The 16,888-nt window shown below is 65.0% G+C and carries 14 protein-coding genes and 1 pseudogene; 13 read left to right on the forward strand and 2 right to left on the reverse strand.

Going from position 1 to position 16,888, the window contains the following annotated elements; genetic code table 11:
* The first annotated feature begins 57 nt into the window (after positions 1-57).
* Positions 58-636: an EAL domain-containing protein gene (locus ACIGJG_RS32545; protein WP_049796604.1), complete on the forward strand. Its 579-nt coding sequence runs from the start codon at positions 58-60 to the stop codon at positions 634-636.
* Between the two features lie 256 nt (positions 637-892).
* On the opposite strand, the pseudogene ACIGJG_RS32550 reads toward ACIGJG_RS32545, so the two are convergent.
* A pseudogene (locus tag ACIGJG_RS32550) lies at positions 893-1,227 on the reverse strand (IS4 family transposase); the annotation flags it as partial.
* Positions 1,228-1,415: 188 nt separating this feature from the next.
* Here ACIGJG_RS32550 and ACIGJG_RS32555 point away from each other — a divergent pair.
* From ACIGJG_RS32555 to ACIGJG_RS32580, 6 genes are read left to right on the forward strand one after another with little or no spacing between them, the layout of a single operon-like run.
* Positions 1,416-2,195, forward strand: a complete 780-nt coding sequence (locus tag ACIGJG_RS32555; RefSeq protein WP_041680897.1) for an ABC transporter ATP-binding protein — start codon at positions 1,416-1,418, stop codon at positions 2,193-2,195.
* 2 nt (positions 2,196-2,197) lie between these two features.
* A complete protein-coding gene (locus ACIGJG_RS32560; RefSeq protein WP_011296176.1) occupies positions 2,198-2,902 on the forward strand; it encodes an ABC transporter ATP-binding protein in 705 nt (234 codons plus the stop codon).
* Between the two features lie 21 nt (positions 2,903-2,923).
* Entirely contained in the window at positions 2,924-3,811 is an 888-nt protein-coding gene (locus ACIGJG_RS32565) for a branched-chain amino acid ABC transporter permease (protein ID WP_011296175.1), read from the forward strand.
* Positions 3,812-3,825: 14 nt separating this feature from the next.
* Positions 3,826-4,854: a branched-chain amino acid ABC transporter permease gene (locus tag ACIGJG_RS32570; protein ID WP_041680796.1), complete on the forward strand. Its 1,029-nt coding sequence runs from the start codon at positions 3,826-3,828 to the stop codon at positions 4,852-4,854.
* A 56-nt stretch (positions 4,855-4,910) separates the two neighbouring features.
* Positions 4,911-6,131, forward strand: coding sequence for an ABC transporter substrate-binding protein (locus ACIGJG_RS32575; RefSeq protein WP_041680896.1), 1,221 nt, complete (start codon positions 4,911-4,913; stop codon positions 6,129-6,131).
* Positions 6,128-7,720, forward strand: a complete 1,593-nt coding sequence (locus ACIGJG_RS32580) for an aldehyde dehydrogenase (NADP(+)) (RefSeq protein ID WP_011296172.1) — start codon at positions 6,128-6,130, stop codon at positions 7,718-7,720. Before ACIGJG_RS32575 ends, ACIGJG_RS32580 begins: the two co-directional genes overlap by 4 nt.
* 57 nt (positions 7,721-7,777) lie before the next feature.
* Here the strand turns inward: ACIGJG_RS32580 and ACIGJG_RS32585 are convergent, their stop codons facing one another.
* Positions 7,778-8,656, reverse strand: a complete 879-nt coding sequence (locus tag ACIGJG_RS32585) for a LysR substrate-binding domain-containing protein (protein ID WP_041680795.1) — start codon at positions 8,654-8,656, stop codon at positions 7,778-7,780.
* Positions 8,657-8,819: 163 nt separating this feature from the next.
* On the opposite strand from ACIGJG_RS32585, the gene ACIGJG_RS32590 reads away from it, so the two are divergent.
* From ACIGJG_RS32590 to ACIGJG_RS32615, 6 genes are read left to right on the forward strand one after another with little or no spacing between them, the layout of a single operon-like run.
* Entirely contained in the window at positions 8,820-9,941 is a 1,122-nt protein-coding gene (locus ACIGJG_RS32590) for a glycoside hydrolase family 88 protein (protein WP_011296170.1), read from the forward strand.
* Between the two features lie 26 nt (positions 9,942-9,967).
* The gene (locus ACIGJG_RS32595) at positions 9,968-10,408 is read left to right on the forward strand and encodes a MaoC family dehydratase (protein WP_011296169.1); all 441 of its coding nucleotides are present in this window, start codon (positions 9,968-9,970) and stop codon (positions 10,406-10,408) included.
* 37 nt (positions 10,409-10,445) lie between these two features.
* The gene (locus ACIGJG_RS32600; protein WP_011296168.1) at positions 10,446-12,014 is read left to right on the forward strand and encodes an acyl CoA:acetate/3-ketoacid CoA transferase; all 1,569 of its coding nucleotides are present in this window, start codon (positions 10,446-10,448) and stop codon (positions 12,012-12,014) included.
* A gap of 26 nt (positions 12,015-12,040) precedes the next feature.
* Positions 12,041-13,171, forward strand: a complete 1,131-nt coding sequence (locus ACIGJG_RS32605; RefSeq protein WP_220632197.1) for an iron-containing alcohol dehydrogenase — start codon at positions 12,041-12,043, stop codon at positions 13,169-13,171.
* A gap of 11 nt (positions 13,172-13,182) precedes the next feature.
* Complete coding sequence (locus ACIGJG_RS32610; RefSeq protein WP_011296166.1) at positions 13,183-14,325, forward strand: acyl-CoA dehydrogenase family protein; 1,143 nt, start codon at positions 13,183-13,185, stop codon at positions 14,323-14,325.
* A 28-nt stretch (positions 14,326-14,353) separates the two neighbouring features.
* On the forward strand, positions 14,354-16,009 hold the full coding sequence (locus ACIGJG_RS32615) for an acyl-CoA synthetase (protein WP_011296165.1): 1,656 nt from the start codon (positions 14,354-14,356) through the stop codon (positions 16,007-16,009).
* Positions 16,010-16,888 lie beyond the last annotated feature (879 nt).

Below are 16,888 nucleotides of genomic sequence, written 5' to 3' on the forward strand. Positions count from 1 at the left end.
AGGTTTTCGCTTGTTCAGACACTGACAGGATGGGCAGCAGCTCTCCTGGACACTTCCATGTCGTTGGCCCGTAAGGGTCGATCTCAAGATCCCTTGACCCCACCGCCCACGGGTGGGACGCGTTCATTTCAATTCGTACCGCGGATCGGCCTCAATCTGTCGGCTCGGCAACTTCTCGGTGTGGGACTATCCGATAGAATTCTGCATATCGCGAGGGCGTACGACATCTCCCCCGCCATGCTCGATATTGAAGTCACGGAGGACTCTCTTGTGAGTGATATCGAAAAGGCAACGTCGGTTCTTGCCGCGCTTAAGCAAGCCGGAATATCCACACCGCTTGACGACTTCGGCGCTGGATACTCCAGTCTCGGCTATCTGGTCCGACTGCCTATCGACACGCTCAAGATCGACAAGGCGTTTGTTCGAGCGCTGGTGGAGTCGGAGAAGGCCTCTGCGGTCATTCGAGGCATTGTCGGTCTTGCTCGTTCGCTGGGCATGAAAACTATCGCAGAAGGCGTCGAGTGCCAGCGCCAGGCCGCAGAGTTGAAGGACGCCGGATGCGACTCCATTCAGGGCTATCTAATCAGCCGCCCGCTTAACTCGGAAGCCTTTGCTGAATTTATGCTGCGTTTGTGAAGGCGCCAAACGGAAATGACGCTCGCGCGCTGCCTGTGCGTTGAGAGTCAACAAAGTGAGTTGGCCAGCGACCTCGTCAGCCCCTCGTCAGCCCCTCGTCAGCCCCTCGTCAGCCCCTCGTCAGCCCCTCGTCAGCCCCTCGTCAGCCTATGGAAAGCGGCCATTCAATTCGTTGATTCGAAGACGCATACCTTTATACATAAGTCAGCCGAGTCCCTCACGTAACGCGCGCAGCGCTTCAGCAGCGGAGAGTGCGCGATCGGTCCCACAGCGTGCCGCCGCCAGGCAAGGTGCGATTGTGCTGCGAGCGCAGTAGCCAATCCGCCGGGTGGCCCAACTCCTTTACCTTGACCATCAGCGCCATGATGTCCGCTCCCGGTCAGCCACATAGACGAGTCGCGTGGCAGGCAGTGTGGCCGCTTGTTCGGCGACCCGCTCATACCCTTCGGTCCGGCGGGTACTCTCCTTAATGCCCGGCCGCACGCCATCCGGACCCTTGGGCTCGCGCGCCCACATGTAAGCGTCAAGCATGCCCAACGGTTCGCGCGCTGGCGTTACCGCGTAAGTCGGGTGCAGATACCAATCGCTTCTGTCGCCTTGTGGCACTTCGACACGCCTTCGTGTCCTGACGTCCGCGACAATTCGCGAGTGGCGCCCGACTGGCTGCGCGCCTCCAACATATACACAAAAAGTGTCAATGACGAACCAATAATATATTGGACGTGTTTTAGTTGCGGCCATATTCTCCAGCAGACCCAACAACGGGCGCGGAAATGACCATGGCAAGCAATCTCATTCTTGAAACCGTCGGACTGAGGAAAGAATTCAAGGGATTTGTCGCCGTAAACGACGTCAGTCTCAAGGTCAGGCGTGGGCACATCCACGCGCTGATTGGTCCGAACGGTGCAGGCAAGACCACCTGCTTCAACCTCCTTACCAAGTTCCTGGATCCCACGCGCGGCACCATACGGTTCAACGGTGCCGAGATCACCGGCGAGAAGCCGGCGCAGATCGCACGCAGGGGCGTGGTGCGCTCCTTCCAGATCTCGGCGGTGTTTCCGCACCTGACCCTGCTCGAGAACGTACGTATCCCGCTGCAGCGCAGGCTCGGGATTTCCTTCCAGTTCTGGCGCTCGCCGAAAGTCCTCGCATCGCTCGACGACAGGGCCATGGCATTGCTCGCCGACGTCGGACTGGAGGACTTCGCCGACATGACGACCGCCGAGATGCCGTACGGCCGCAAGCGCGCGCTGGAAATCGCCACCACGCTGGCCCTCGACCCCGAGCTGATGCTGCTCGACGAGCCCACGCAGGGCATGGGCCACGAGGACGTTGACCGCGTCATGCAGCTCATCAAGAAGGTCTCGGCCAATCGCAGCATCCTGATGGTGGAGCACAACATGAAAGTGGTGTCCGGCATCTGCGACGCCATCACGGTGCTGGCGCGCGGCAGCGTGCTGGCCGAGGGCACATACGCGGAAGTCTCCGCCAACCCGCAGGTCATCGAGGCCTATATGGGCAGCGCTGATGCCGCGCTCGCTGCGCCGGGAGGGCATTGATCATGGCGACGGAATACCTGCGGGTCACCGACCTCCATGCCTTCTACGGCGAATCGCACATCCTGCACGGCATCGACTTGCTGGTGAACGAGGGAGAGTGCGTGACCCTGCTCGGCCGCAACGGGGCAGGCCGTACCACCACCCTGCGCGCCATCATGGGCCTGACGGGGCGGCGCGCCGGCTCGGTCATGATCGACGGCCGCGAGGCAATCGGCATGCCGGCCCATCGCATCGCGCGTCTCGGCGTCGGCTTTTGCCCGGAAGAGCGGGCGATTTATTCCAGTCTCTCCTGCGAGGAGAACCTCCTGCTGCCGCCGCAGGTGGGTGGCGGCGGGATGAGCCTCGAAGAGATCTACGCGATGTTCCCCAACCTCCACGAGCGGCGGCATAGCCAGGGCACGCGGCTCTCGGGCGGCGAGCAACAGATGCTGGCGATGGCGCGCATCCTGCGCACCGGGGCGCGGCTGCTGCTGCTGGACGAAATCTCCGAGGGACTGGCGCCGGTGATCGTGCAGAAGCTCGCCCAGGTCATCCGCGACCTCAAGGCGAAGGGCTACACGATCGTGCTGGTGGAGCAGAACTTCCGGTTCGCCGCGCCGCTGGCCGACCGCATGTACGTGGTGGAGCACGGCCAAATCGCCGCGGAGATCCACCAGCACGAGATTCACGAGAAGCAGCACCTGCTCCAGGAACTCCTGGGTGTCTGAGACCGCTGCGGAGGAGACAACATGATAACGATTCTGGGAGTCCCGCTACAGGGGCTGTTGGGGCAACTCGTGCTCGGGCTGGTAAACGGCTCGTTCTACGCGATTCTCAGCCTCGGACTTGCCGTGATCTTCGGCATGCTCAACATCATCAACTTTGCCCACGGCGCGCTGTTTATGGTGGGCGCATTCGTCGCCTGGGCGGGCCTGGAGTATCTCGGCATCAGCTACTGGTGGTCGCTGCTGGCGGCGCCGGCGCTGGTCGGGCTAGCGGGTATCGCCATCGAACGCGGCCTGCTGCGGTGGCTGTACAAGCTCGACCACCTGTACGGGCTGCTGCTCACCTTCGGGCTGGCGCTGATTATCGAAGGCCTGTTCCGCTTCCAGTTCGGCGTCTCGGGGCAGCCCTATTCGATTCCCGACGAGGTGGCCGGCGCCATCAACCTCGGCTTCATGAGCCTGCCGAAATACCGCGCGTGGGTCATCGGCGCCTCGCTCACAGTGTGCCTGGTGACCTGGTTCACGATCGAGAAGACCCGCCTCGGCGCCTACCTGCGCGCCGCCACCGAGAACCCAAGCATTACCCAAGCCTTCGGCGTCAACGTGCCGGTGATGGTGATGCTGACCTATGCCTTCGGCGTGGGCCTGGCCGGGCTGGCCGGCGTGCTGGCAGCACCGACGGGGCAACTAAGTCCGCTGATGGGGTCGAACCTGATCATCGTCGTGTTCGCGGTGGTGGTGATCGGCGGCATGGGTTCCATCCTTGGCGCGATCGTCGCCGGGCTGGGGCTGGGCGTGGTCGAAGGACTGACAAAGGTGTTTTATCCGGAGGCGTCGGCCACGGTGGTCTTCGTGATCATGGTCATCGTGCTGATGGTTCGGCCGGCAGGCCTGTTTGGCAAGGAAAAGTGAGGTCGAGTATGAAAATGAGAAATCTTGGCTACGGTGTCCTTCTGCTGGGCGCGCTGGCGGCCCCGGCCGTGCTCTATCCGGTGATGCTGATGAAGGTGCTGTGCTTCGCCTTGTTCGCCTGCGCCTTCAACCTGCTGCTCGGCTATACCGGCCTGCTCTCGTTCGGCCATGCGGCGTTCCTCGGCACGGCGGCCTACATATCGGGCTACGGCATGAAGACCTGGGGGCTGACCCCGGAACTCGGCCTGCTGCTCGGCACGGCCGTCTCGGCTGCCGCGGGCTTTGTCGTCGGGGCGCTCGCTATTCGCCGGCAGGGCATCTACTTCGCGATGATCACGCTTGCGTTGGCACAGATGTTCTACTTCCTGTTCCTGCAGGCGCCGTTCACCGGCGGCGAGGACGGCATGCAGGCTATTTCGCGAGGCAGGCTGTTCGGCCTGATCGACCTGGCGTCGGACCTGCGCATGTACTACTTCGTGCTGGCGATCTTCCTGTTCGCCTTCTGGCTGATCCACCGCATCATCCATTCGCCTTTCGGCCAGATCCTGAAGGCGATCCGCGAGAACGAGGCGCGCACCACCTCGCTGGGCTACGACGTCGCGCGCTACAAGCTGCTGGCCTTCGTCCTCTCGGCGGGCCTGGCCGGCCTTGCCGGGGCCACCAAGACCCTGGTCTTCCAGTTTGCCACGCTGACCGACGCGCACTGGCACACCTCCGGCGAAGTCGTGCTGATGACGCTGTTGGGCGGCCTTGGCACGGCCTTCGGCCCGGTGGTGGGCGCGGGCATAGTGGTCGCCATCCAGAACGCCTTGGCCGACAAGGTCGGTTCCATGATCACCGTGATCATGGGGAGCATCTTCGTCGTGTGCGTGCTGGCGTTCCGCCGCGGCATCGTCGGCGAGTTGAACGCGTTGTGCCAGAACATTGTAGGCAACCGCCGCGGCCGGCCCGCACCGTGCCACGCTGCCGTGCCGGCACCAAGTCATGACGAAACGCCCGCCGGAGCAGGCGTGCCTGGCCGGCGCGTGGAAGGAAAGGCATGAAATCTGGCGCTGAACGGAACACCCCATATCTATCCCCACAGTAGAGGAGACACATGATGAACAATCGCATCAAGCTGCTTTCGCTCGCCGCGCTGCTGACGGCCTCGACGGCGCAGGCCGAGATCACGGACGGCGTGGTCCGGATCGGCGTGCTCAACGATCAGACCGGCGTTTATGCCGGGCTGGCTGGTCCCGGTTCGGTCTGGGCCGCGAAGAAGGCAGTCCAGGACTTTGCGCCCGAGAAGCATGGTCTGAAGGTGGAGATCGTGGCCGCCGACCACCAGAATAAGCCGGACGTCGGGGCGAGCATCGCCCGCCGCTGGTTCGACGTGGACAAGGTGGACGCTATCGTCGACGTGCCGACCTCGTCGGTCGTCCTGGCGGTCAACCAGGTGGCCAAGGAGAAGAACAAGGTGATGATTGTCACCGGCGGCGGCACCTCCGACCTCACCGGCAAAGCCTGCACGCCCAATGCGATCCACTGGGCCTACGACACGTGGGCACTGGCGAATGGGACTGGTAAGGCGGTTGTCAAGTCTGGTGGCAAGAGTTGGTTCTTCGTGACTGCTGACTACGCCTTCGGCCACTCGCTCGAACGCGACACCGAGGCCGTTGTCGTCAAGAACGGTGGCAAGGTCCTCGGCAAGGTCCGGCATCCTTTCCCGGGCAACGATTTCTCCTCCTACCTGCTTCAGGCTCAGGCCTCCAAGGCGCAGGTAGTGGGCCTGGCCAACGCCGGGGGGGACACCATCGGCGCGGTCAAGCAGGCCGCCGAGTTCGGCGTGACCGCCGGCGGTCAGAAGCTGGCAGGCCTGCTCGTCTTCAGCAGCGATGTCCAGGCGCTCGGCCTCAAAGCCGCCCAAGGCCTTTTGCTGAGCGAGACCTGGTACTGGGACATGACCGATGAGAACCGCAAGTTCGGCAAGGAATTCGCCGCCGCCAACAACGGCAAGTTTCCAACCATGGCGCAGGCGGGCACGTACTCGGCGGTGATCCACTACCTGAAGGCAGTGGCGGCGATGAAGGCGGACGGCGACGGCGCTGCCGTGGTCGCGAAGATGAAGGCGATGCCCACCGACGACAAGCTGTTCGGCAAGGGCAGCATCCGCGAAGACGGCCGGAAGATCCACCCGCTCTATCTTTTCGAGGTGAAGAAGCCGTCGGAATCGAAGTACGCGGGCGACTTCTACAAGCTCATCGCCACCATTCCCGCCACCGAGGCGTTCCGGCCGATGGAAGAAGGTGGCTGCCCGCTCATTGGGAAGAAGGCGTCATGAGGATCACCGGACATATGCTGATCGGGCAGAGCAGCGTCAGCGGCACCGCTGGCGCGTTCAAGGCGTTTTCTCCGGCGCTTGCCGCCGACATCGAGCCCGCGTTCGGCGGCGCCGGCCCCGCCGACGTCGATCGGGCCTGCCGCCTGGCTGCGAGCAGCTTTGCGAGGTATCGCGAGACGACGCCCGAGACCCGCGCCAGCTTCCTGGAAGCAATCGCCACCGGCATCGAAGGCCTCGGCGACGCCCTCATCGAGCGCGCCATGGCCGAGACGGCTCTGCCGCGAGCGCGTCTGCAGGGCGAGCAGGCGCGCACGGCGGGCCAGTTGCGGCTGTTCGCAGGGGTTGTACGGGCCGGGCACTGGCATGGGGCGACGTTGGATACGCCCTTGCCCTATCGCACGCCGCTGCCGCGCCCCGACCTGCGCCGACGCAACGTCCCGCTGGGCCCGGTGGCCGTCTTCGGCGCCAGCAATTTCCCGCTGGCGTTCTCGGTGGCCGGTGGCGACACGGCGTCGGCCCTCGCGGCGGGCTGCCCGGTGGTCGTCAAAGCCCACCCCGCGCATCCCGGCACTTCCGAACTGGTCGGCCGGGTCATCCAGGCGGCGGTGGCCGAATACGGGATGCCGGAGGGGACGTTCTCGCTGCTCTTTGGCGTTGGCAATGACGTAGGACAGGCGCTCGTCGGGCATCCCGCCATCCGGGCAGTCGGCTTCACCGGCTCCCGGGCCGGTGGCCTCGCGCTCTTGCGGCAGGCAATGGCCAGGCCGGTGCCGATTCCGGTCTACGCCGAAATGAGCAGCGTCAACCCGGTGCTCCTGCTGCCACATGCGCTGGTAGATCGTGCCGAAGGCATCGCGCGGGAATTCGTCGATTCGCTCGTGATGGGCGTCGGCCAGTTTTGCACCAACCCCGGTTTGGTGATCGCGCTGGAAGGGGACGACTGTGATCGCTTCGAGGCCGAAGCCGGGCGGACCGTACAAGGCAAGCCGGCGGGTACGATGCTGACGCCCGGCATCGGCCGCGCCTACGCCGCCGGGGTGGCGCGCCTGCGGGCGCATGAGGCAGTCCGAAGCGTGGCCACCGGCGAGAGCAGCAGCGACGCGTGCGCGGCGACGGCCCATTTGTTCGCCACCGACGCGGCCAGCTTTCTGGCGTTTCCGGAACTGGGTGAGGAGATATTCGGTCCCTGCTCGCTGATCGTCAGATGCCGCTCGGCGGCGGATGTGGCGGCGGTGCTCGACGGGCTGGAAGGGCAACTGACCGCCACGCTGCAGATGGCGCCAGCGGACGAAGCTCTCGCGGCCGAACTGCTGCCGCGGCTGGAAGACCGGGCGGGCCGAATCCTGGTAAACGGCTTCCCGACCGGCGTGGAAGTGAGCCACGCCATGGTCCACGGCGGACCGTTCCCGGCCACGTCCGATGGGCGCAGCACGTCGGTCGGCAGTGCCGCCATCGAGCGGTTCCTGCGCCCAGTGTGCTATCAGAACTTCCCATCCAGCCTGTTGCCGGCCGCGCTGGCCGACTTCAACCCACTGGCGCTCGACCGCCACGTCGACGGTAGCCTGTCGCCGACCTCCCGTCGCGACTGAACACCCGCGCCATCCTCCACCTTGCCCATGTTGCAGCGGGCGAGGTCGGGGGAACCCTCACAGCATGCTTTTGGCCGTCTCGATGAACGCCGTCATGAGCGGCGTTGGGGTGCGCTGGCTATAGCCGAGCATGATCTCGATTGTCGGCTGCCGGCCTTCGATCGGCTTGTAAACCACGTGGTCGAACTTCACCTTCCGGACTGACGCTGGCACGAAGCCGATGCCCGCACCGGAGCTGACCAGGCCGAGTAGCGTATAGACCTGCCCCACTTCCGAGATGACCTTCGGTACAAAACCCGCCGACGCGCACATGCGCATGTTCATGGCGTGGAAGTCCGGCGCCATCTCCGGTATGTACATCACGAAGGGCTCCTGCGCGCATTTCTTCAGAGAAATCGACTCAGCGTTCGCCAACGGGTGTCTTGCCGGCACGGCCAGCACGAACGGCTCTTCCAGGATGGTCTCCCATGTCACTTCCTCAAGGTCCGGCACCGGCCGCATGAAGGAAATATCCGCGTCACCCCGGCGCAGAGCTTCCGCCTGTTTGACGACCGGAAACCAGCGCAGCAGGATTTCGACGGAAGGAAAACGTTCTCGGTAGGCGCGCAGGATGGGCGGCAGCAGCGTGTAGGACGTGTGTTCGAAGAAGCCGACGGTCAGCCGACCCGTCTCGCCGCGATGCGCGCGTTGCGCCTGCACGACTGCCCTCTCGGTAGCTCGCAGGATCTGCCGCGCTTGCTCAAGGAAAATGCGACCCGCTTCCGTCAACTCCACATGCCGACGCGTGCGATTTAGCAGTGTGACATCCATCTCCTCCTCGAGTTGGCGGATCTGCATGCTCAGCGGAGGCTGGGCGATGTGCAGTCGCTCGGCCGCTCTCGTGAAATTAAGTTCCTCAGCGATGGCGATGAAGTACCGCAGGTGGCGAAGGTCCATCACTATATCCATTGAGTATAAAAGATCGATTAATTATATATTGGACACTAGTTTGCGCAATCCCTAGGATCCCATGCATACCCCGCTCCGCACGCCACCCCAGTCGGTTCGCAAGGCTGGCACCGGAGACCGGACAAGCCAATGTACGCATGGAGACAAACATATGGATTCCAGACTGATTGATGATGCGCTCGATCGCAGCCTGCAACGCATCGATGCGACGATCGCGCAGGACGAGGTGGGCTTTCCGCACTATGGCAATCCGGCCGACGGCACCTGGACACGCACCCCGGCCGGCGACTGGACCGGCGGGTTCTGGGTCGGGATGCTGTGGCTGGCTGCCTTGCGCACTGGCGAGCAGAAGTACCGCGACAGCGCCCGCATGTGGTCCGCACGGCTGGCGCCGCGGGTGGCGTCGAAGTCGGTGTTCAAAGGGTTCCTCTTCTGGTACGGCGCGCAACTCGGCGGCTCGCTGCTGGCCGATCCGCAGGCCGCGGGGCTCGCCCTCGCCGGCTCGCGTGGCCTGGCGGAAATGTACAGCGAAGCAGCCCGCCTGATCCCGCTCGGCACCGAGGCTGAGGAGGCTTCCAGCGTGGGGGCGTGCGAGGTCAACATCGATGCGATTCCGGGCACCGTGGCGCTGCTGCTGCGGCACGACGCCGCGCTCGGCACGGGCGAGATCGGCCGCCAGCACCTGCGCCAGCACATTGCCTTATGCGTGCGGGAGGATGGCTCGGTTTGCCAGTCCGCCACATTCAATGCTGCCGATGGTTCGCTCGTGAAGCGCTACACGCACAAGGGCATTCATGACAGCAGCACCTGGGCCCGCGCCCAGGCGTGGGGCATGCTCGGCCTCGCACAGGCGCTGTCGTGCGGCGAGCAGGCGTTCAAATCCGACGCGATCCGCGTGGCCGATTGGTGGGTCGCGCACCTCCCCGCCGACTGTGTGGCCTTCTGGGATTTCGACGATCCCGCCATCCCGCACACTAACCGCGACACCTCGGCCACCGCCATCGCCGCAGCCAGCTTGCTCAAACTGGCTGCGCTCATCCCGGAGCGTGCGGCGGTCTACCGCCAGGTCGCCGTCGAGAGCATCGAGCAACTCGTGATCCGCTTCCTAACCCCGGTCAGCCCAGGTGATGAACGGCAGGCGGGCATCCTCACCGGCGGCTGCTTCAACAAGCGCAATGGCGTCGCCATGGATAACGAGCTGGTCTGGGGCGACTACTTTCTCTTCGAATCTCTGCTCATCCTCGCGGGCAGGATTGACGCCACCCAGGTCTGAACCCAACCCACTCCCGGAGAAACCAAGTGTCCGACATCAAGATCCCGCACGAAGGCAACGTATCCACCCTTATTGGCACGCACACCAGCTACACGCGCACCCTCGGCGAGTACGACATCTATGCCTTCGCCGGCATCAGCGGTGACAACCACCCCAATCACATGGACGAAGAATACTGCAAGCGCATGGGCTTCGGCGGCCGCATCGCGCAGGGCGCCATGATGGTCGGTTTCATCGCCGGCGCCGTGACCAAGTATCTCGACATGATCAAGCGCCCGGCGGTCTCCTACGGTTACGACAACGTGCGCTTCACCAAGCCCGTTCGCATCGGAGACACCCTCACCGTGAACTACCGCATTGCCCGCGCCGACGACGAGAAGAAGCGCCTGTGGGCTGAGGCCACGCTACTCAACCAGCGGGGCGAGACGGTCTGCGTCGGTACCCACATCATCCATTTCCAGGCCTGAGCCCGGGCGGCGAGCGGCGAGAAAGGTGAGAGATCGCATGAGCAAGATCTGTACTGCGGCGCAGGCCGTTTCGGATATCCGGCCCGGACAGAGCGTGGGCAGCGTCGGCGTGATCGGCTGGCTGACGCCGGACGCGTTGTTCCAGGCGCTGGCGCAACGCTTCCATGAGACTGGATCGCCTCGTGACCTGACCTTCTTCTTCCCGGTCAGTGTCGGCGACGGCATGGGCATCCGCGGCATGGATCACGTGGCCGTCGAAGGGCTGATGAAGCGGATCGTGTCGGGCAACTTTACCAATGCGGTGAATCCGGCCACCGGCGAGCGCCCCGAGTTCATGCGCCTGATCCGCGAGAATCGGGTGGAAGCCTACTGCTGGCCGATCGGCGCCACCATGCACTGGCTGCGCGAGGTCGCCCGGCACAGCCCAGGCTATCTGACCCGCATCGGCCTCGGCTCCTACATCGATCCGCGCCAGCAGGGCGGCAAGTACACGGCGCGCGCCACCGAGGACCTGGTGCGGATGCAGGAGCTGGACGGCAAGGAATACCTGTTCTATCCGAGCTGGCCGCTCGACGTGGCGTTCCTGCGTGCCACCAGCGCCGACGAGCACGGCAACCTGAGCTTCGAGGACGAGCCGATCACGTCGTGCGCGCTGGCCATGGCGCTGGCGGTGAAGGCGTCAGGCGGCACCGTGATCGCACAGGTGCGCAAGCTGGTGCCGCGCCACGCCCGGCCGGCGCATGCGGTGCGGATTCCCGGCGTGCTGGTGGATCGCGTCGTGGTGGAACCCGACGCCATGATGACCACCGACATCCGGTACGACGATGCCTATCTGGGCGGCCAGCTTTTCGACGGTCGCGCCTCGGACCGCCTGACGCCCGGCGCCGACAAGGTGATCGCTCGGCGGGCGGCCCGGGAAATCAGGCCCGGCGAGGTCAGCATCTTCGGCTTCGGCGCTTCGTCCGACGTGCCCACGGTGATGATGGAAGACGGCCTGTTCGCCGACGGCGGCCTGCATCGCTACAGCTTTACCACCGAGCACGGCCCCTTCGGCGGCGTCGTGATGAGCGGTTGGCAATTCTCCGCCAACAAGTATCCGGAGGCCTTGATCGACGGCCCCTCGCAGTTCGACTTCATTGACGGCGGCAACTGCCCGATGGCGGCGCTGGCCTTTGCCCAGTTCGACCGGGCCGGGAACATCAACGTCAGCCGCTTCGGCGCGGCCAATCCGGGGCCGGGCGGCTTCATCGACATCGCCTACAACGCGCGCAAGCTGCTGTTCACCGGCACCTTCACCACCGGCGGCCTCGCCGCCGACACCACCGACGGTTTCCTGTCGGTCGGGCGTGAGGGGAGCGTGCGCAAGTTCGTCGAGCGCGTGGACGAGATCACCTATCCGCTCGGGCGCAACGTGGCCGAGCGCGGCCAGGAGGCCAAGGTCATCACCGAGCGCGCAGTCTTCTCGGTGGCGCCAGATGGACTGGTGCTGGAGGAGGTTGCGCCCGGTATTGACATCAGGTCGCAGGTGCTAGACCTGATGGCCTTCCCGCCGGTGCGCGTGGCGGAGCCGCTTCCGCGCATGGACTCAACGCTATTCCGCGCTTGACGCATCGACATATCTACGAGGAAAACATGGCTGTCATCAACTACCTGACTACCGTTCACATCGACTTCGGCGCCATCCGGATGCTGGGGGCCGAGCTGCAGCGCCTGGGCATCCAGCGACCGCTGATCGTCACCGACCGGGGCATCCGCGCCGCCGGTATCGCCGACAAGGTGCTCGACGCCCTGGGCCCAGATTGCACGCCCACTGTCTTCGAGGACACCCCATCCAACCCGACGGAAGCCGCCGTGTCCGCCGCGACCGGCCTTTACCTCGGCAATGGCTGCGACGGCATCGTGGCCGTGGGCGGCGGGTCGCCCATCGACCTGGGCAAGGCCACCGCGCTGCTGGCGACCCACCCGGCACCGCTGCAGACCTACGCGGCGGTGGAGGGCGGCGCGAGCCGGATCACCAGCCGGGTCGCCCCGCTGGTGGCCATCCCGACGACTGCGGGTACCGGTAGCGAAGTGGGCCGGGGCGCTGTCATCGTCATGGAGTCCGGCCGCAAGCTCGGCCTGCTTAGTCCGTTCCTGCTGCCGAAGCTCGCCATCTGCGACCCCGAACTCACGCTGGGATTGCCTCCGGCCCTGACCGCCGCGACCGGCATGGACGCCATCGCCCACTGCATCGAGACCTTCCTGGCGCCGGCCATCAACCCGCCCGCCGAGGCGATCGCCCTGGACGGCCTGTGCCGCGGCGTGGCCAATATCGGCAAGGCCACCGCCGACGGCTGCGACCGCGACGCGCGCTGGAACATGATGATGGCCGCCATGGAAGGCGCGCTGGCCTTCCAGAAGGGGCTGGGCGCGGTGCATGCCCTGTCGCACCCGCTGGGCGCGGTGCCCGGCGTCTCGTTGCACCACGGCACGCTGAACGCCGTGCTGCTGCCGGCCGTGCTGCGCTTCAACAAGCCGGCGACCGAAGCCAAGCAGGCCGCACTGGTGCAGGCCATGGGCCTGCCCGTCGGCGCGGACCCGGCTCTGGCCATCAGCGAACTCAACGCCCGTCTTGGCTTGCCGGCTGGTCTCGGCGCCATGGGTGTGCCGCGTGACGTGCTGGAGAACATCGCGGTCGCCGCCACGAAGGACCACTGCCACGCCACCAATCCCCGCACTGCCACGGTCGATGACTACCTGGCGATGCTGCAAGAATCGTATTGAGGAGGACGACGATGGCTTACGTCGCAGAACACCACGAGATGATCCGCGAGGCTGTGCGCCGCTTCGCCGAGGAAGAGATCGCACCGGTCGCCCACCGGTTGTGGGAAGAGGAGAGTTTTCCCTACGAGATCTGGCGCCGGGCCGGCGAACTGGGCTATATCGGGCTGCCGTACCCCGAAGCCTGGGGAGGTAGCGGCGGCGACTGGCTTGGCTTCGCCATTGCGCTGGAAGAGATCGCCCGCGTCGATTGCGCCGTGGCAGTGGCCATCATGGCCAACTCGACGGCGGCCAGCCTGCTCAACAACTACGGCACCGACAGCCAGAAGGCGCGCTTCCTGCGGCCGATCCTGACGGGCACGCAGGTCGGCTGCATCGGCCTGACAGAGCCGAACGCCGGCTCCGACGCCGCCAACATCCAGACCCGAGCCGTGCTGAAGGATGGCTGCTGGGTCATCAATGGCGCCAAGACCTTCATCAGTAACTCGGGTTCCGAGATCACCGGCCCGATCGTCATCGCGGCGGTGACGGGAACCCGGCCCGACGGCCGCAAGGAGATTTCGAACTTCATCGTGCCGAACGGCACGCCCGGCTTCAGCCATGGCAAGAAGCTGCACAAGATCGGCTGGCGCGGATCGACCACATTCGAGCTGTTCTTCGAGGACTGCGCCATTCCTGCCGACCACCTGCTCGGCGAGGTCGGGGTCGGCCTCAGGCAGACCCTGTCACAGGTGAGCACCGGCCGCATCCTGATCGGAACGCTGGGCCTGGGCATCCTGCAGGGCTCGCTGGAACGCTCCGTCCGCTACATGAGCGAGCGCACAGCGTTCGGCAAGACGCTCAACCAGTTCCAGTCGCTGCAGTTCAAGCTGGCCGACATGGCGACCCACGCGCACGCTGCCCGCCTGATGCTGTACGACGCTGCGGTGGCCAAGGACGAGGGCCGGCCCTACGATCGGCAGGCCTCGATGGCAAAGCTTTTCGCTACCGAGAAGGCCATGGAGGCGGCTCACCAAGCCGTGCAGATCCACGGCGGCAACGGGATCATGACGGAGTACGCGGTATCGCGCGCGTTCGGGGATGCCAAGGTGCTCGAGATCGTCGAGGGGACCTCCGAGATCCAACGGATGATCATCTCCCGCGACGTAATGCAATGACGCACGGCTGCAGCCAGTGAGGCAATCCATGGAACAGGTCGAACACAACGCGGATGGGTTGGAGCGCAGCCCGGTCAACTTCGTGCCCCTGACGCCGATCTCCTTCCTGCGCAGGACGGCCGAGGTCTACCCTGAGCGTACAGCCATCGCCTACGGCGAGCGCCGCACGAGTTGGCGGGCAATGCTGGACCGCAGCCGCCGCCTCGCGTCGGCGCTTGTGGCCGCCGGCGTCAGGACTGGCGATACGGTGGCCGTGATGGCCGCCAACACGCCGGAGATGCTGGAGATGCATTTCGGCGTGCCCATGAGCGGCGCCATGCTGAACACGCTGAACGTGCGCCTGGACGCGGCCGCCATCGCCTTTATGCTCAGGCACGCGGATGCGAAGGTGCTGGTCACCGACACGGAGTACGCTGACGTAGTCCAAGCCGCACTGGCACTGCTCGACGACAAGCCGCTGGTGATTGACATCATCGATCCCGCCGTCGAAGGAGGCCGCAGGCTGGCGGAGATCGAATACGAGGGCTTCCTGGCCGGGGGCGATCCGCACTGGGAGGGCGGCGAGCCCGTCGACGAATGGCAGGCCATCGCCCTCAACTATACGTCCGGCACCACGGGCAACCCCAAGGGCGTGGTCTACCACCATCGCGGCGCCTATCTGGCTGCGCTGTCGAACATGCTCGACTGGGGCATGCCCCGGCACGCCGTCTTCCTGTGGACGCTGCCGCTGTTCCACTGCAATGGCTGGTGCTTCGCCTGGACGCTGGCGGCCAACGCCGGTACCAGTATCTGCCTGCGGCGGGTGGATGCTGCCGCCGTGCTCGATGCGATTCGCGAGCACCAGGTCACGCATTACTGCGGAGCGCCGATCGTGCATGCGATGCTTGCCCACGCACCTGAAGCGTGGAAGGCGGGCATCGACCATCCGGTCCACGGACTCATCGGCGGCGCGCCGCCGCCGATGCCGGTGATCGAGGGCCTGTTGCGCATGGGGATCAGGATCACTCAGATCTACGGGCTGACCGAGGTCTACGGCCCTGCGGCGGTTTGCGTGGAGCAGCCCGAATGGGACGACCTCGGCATCGATGCGCTGGCGGAACGGAAAGGACGGCAGGGCGTCCGCTACACTGCGCAGGAAGGCATGGCCGTGCTGGATCCCGAAACCCTTGTGCCGGTGCCGTGGGACGCGAAGACCATCGGCGAAGTCATGTTCCGCGGCAACATGACGATGAAGGGCTACCTGAAGAACCCGGAGGCCACGGCGGAAGCTTTTGCCGGCGGCTGGTTCCACTCGGGAGACCTCGCAGTCGTCTGCCCGGATGGCTATGTACAGATCCGGGACCGTTCCAAGGACGTCATCATTTCCGGCGGAGAGAATATCAACTCGCTGGAGGTGGAGGAGGTGCTCTACCGGCACCCCGCGGTGCGCGTGGCAGCCGTCGTCGCCCAGCCGGACGAGCGTTGGGGAGAGACGCCATGCGCCTTTGTCGAAGTCGTCGATGGCGCCAGGGTCGGCGAGCGCGAACTGATCGAACATTGCCGTGCCCACTTGGCGCACTTCAAGGCGCCGAAGAAGGTGGTCATCGGCCACCTTCCCAGGACGTCGACCGGCAAGATCCAGAAGTTCCTCCTCAGGCAACGAGCAAGCTCCGGCGCTCCCTGGCCCGGCCACATACCGGCGTGAGTTCTCCCGTGAATGTGTTTCGGTGGCCCGCCGAGCCTGCTCTTCACATTCGAGATATCCGTGAGCGCCCGGTCGTGGCGGAGCAGAAAACTCGTGTCCGGTATCGCATCGGCAGCGAAGACCGGTTGATCGACCGCCTTGGCGACATCTTGCGCGAGATGCGTGACTGGCGCGGTGCTACCGCACGGCAGGCACAGCATCTGTCCAGGCGTCACGGTATCGGCTACCAGGCCGCGCTGCTCTTGCTCTATCGCGCGGAGATGCGTTCAGCGTGCCCGAGGCGCATGGTGATCTGTCTAGCTGCGGCGGTGGAAATTGGCATTGACTCGAGCGGCTTCCTCCCTGGATGCAGGATCGAAGAGGCAGAGTTGTCTTCGGAACTTCGGGTCATGTATTGGGCGGCCTTACGGAGGGGCTCAGGGCGGAAATGGAGCCAGTGGCCGGGTGATGGCGCCGGACAAGTATGAAAACAGAGTAATTTCGGATGGTGGTCGGCTAAATCCGCGGTGGTAAGCGGCCGTAGGCATGGCAACCTGTGAAGCTGCTCCGATTCTTTTCTGCCGTTGACGCGCTGATTGCCGAATGACTGAAATGGCGATCGTCTGCCGAAGCAGCATTAGGGCGGATGACCGTTGGACTCGAATAGCCGTCATCGTGTTGAGGAAGATTCGAACGGCGCATAGGGGTCGGGTACGGCCGCCCCCTCACGGATCGAAAGCTCATCGGCTAACACGGGACATTCGACTTGGCCCCATCCCGACAGCGGGATTGATGGGGGTTCAGCGCCGCCCATCATTTCCTTGCCGCCCAACCACACAACGGAACGGAAAAGACCGGGGGGGCCCTGGCTGGTTCCGACTGAAGGCTCCGTTTGCGGCC

The organism is Cupriavidus sp. C1SS-2L (assembly GCF_057073735.1).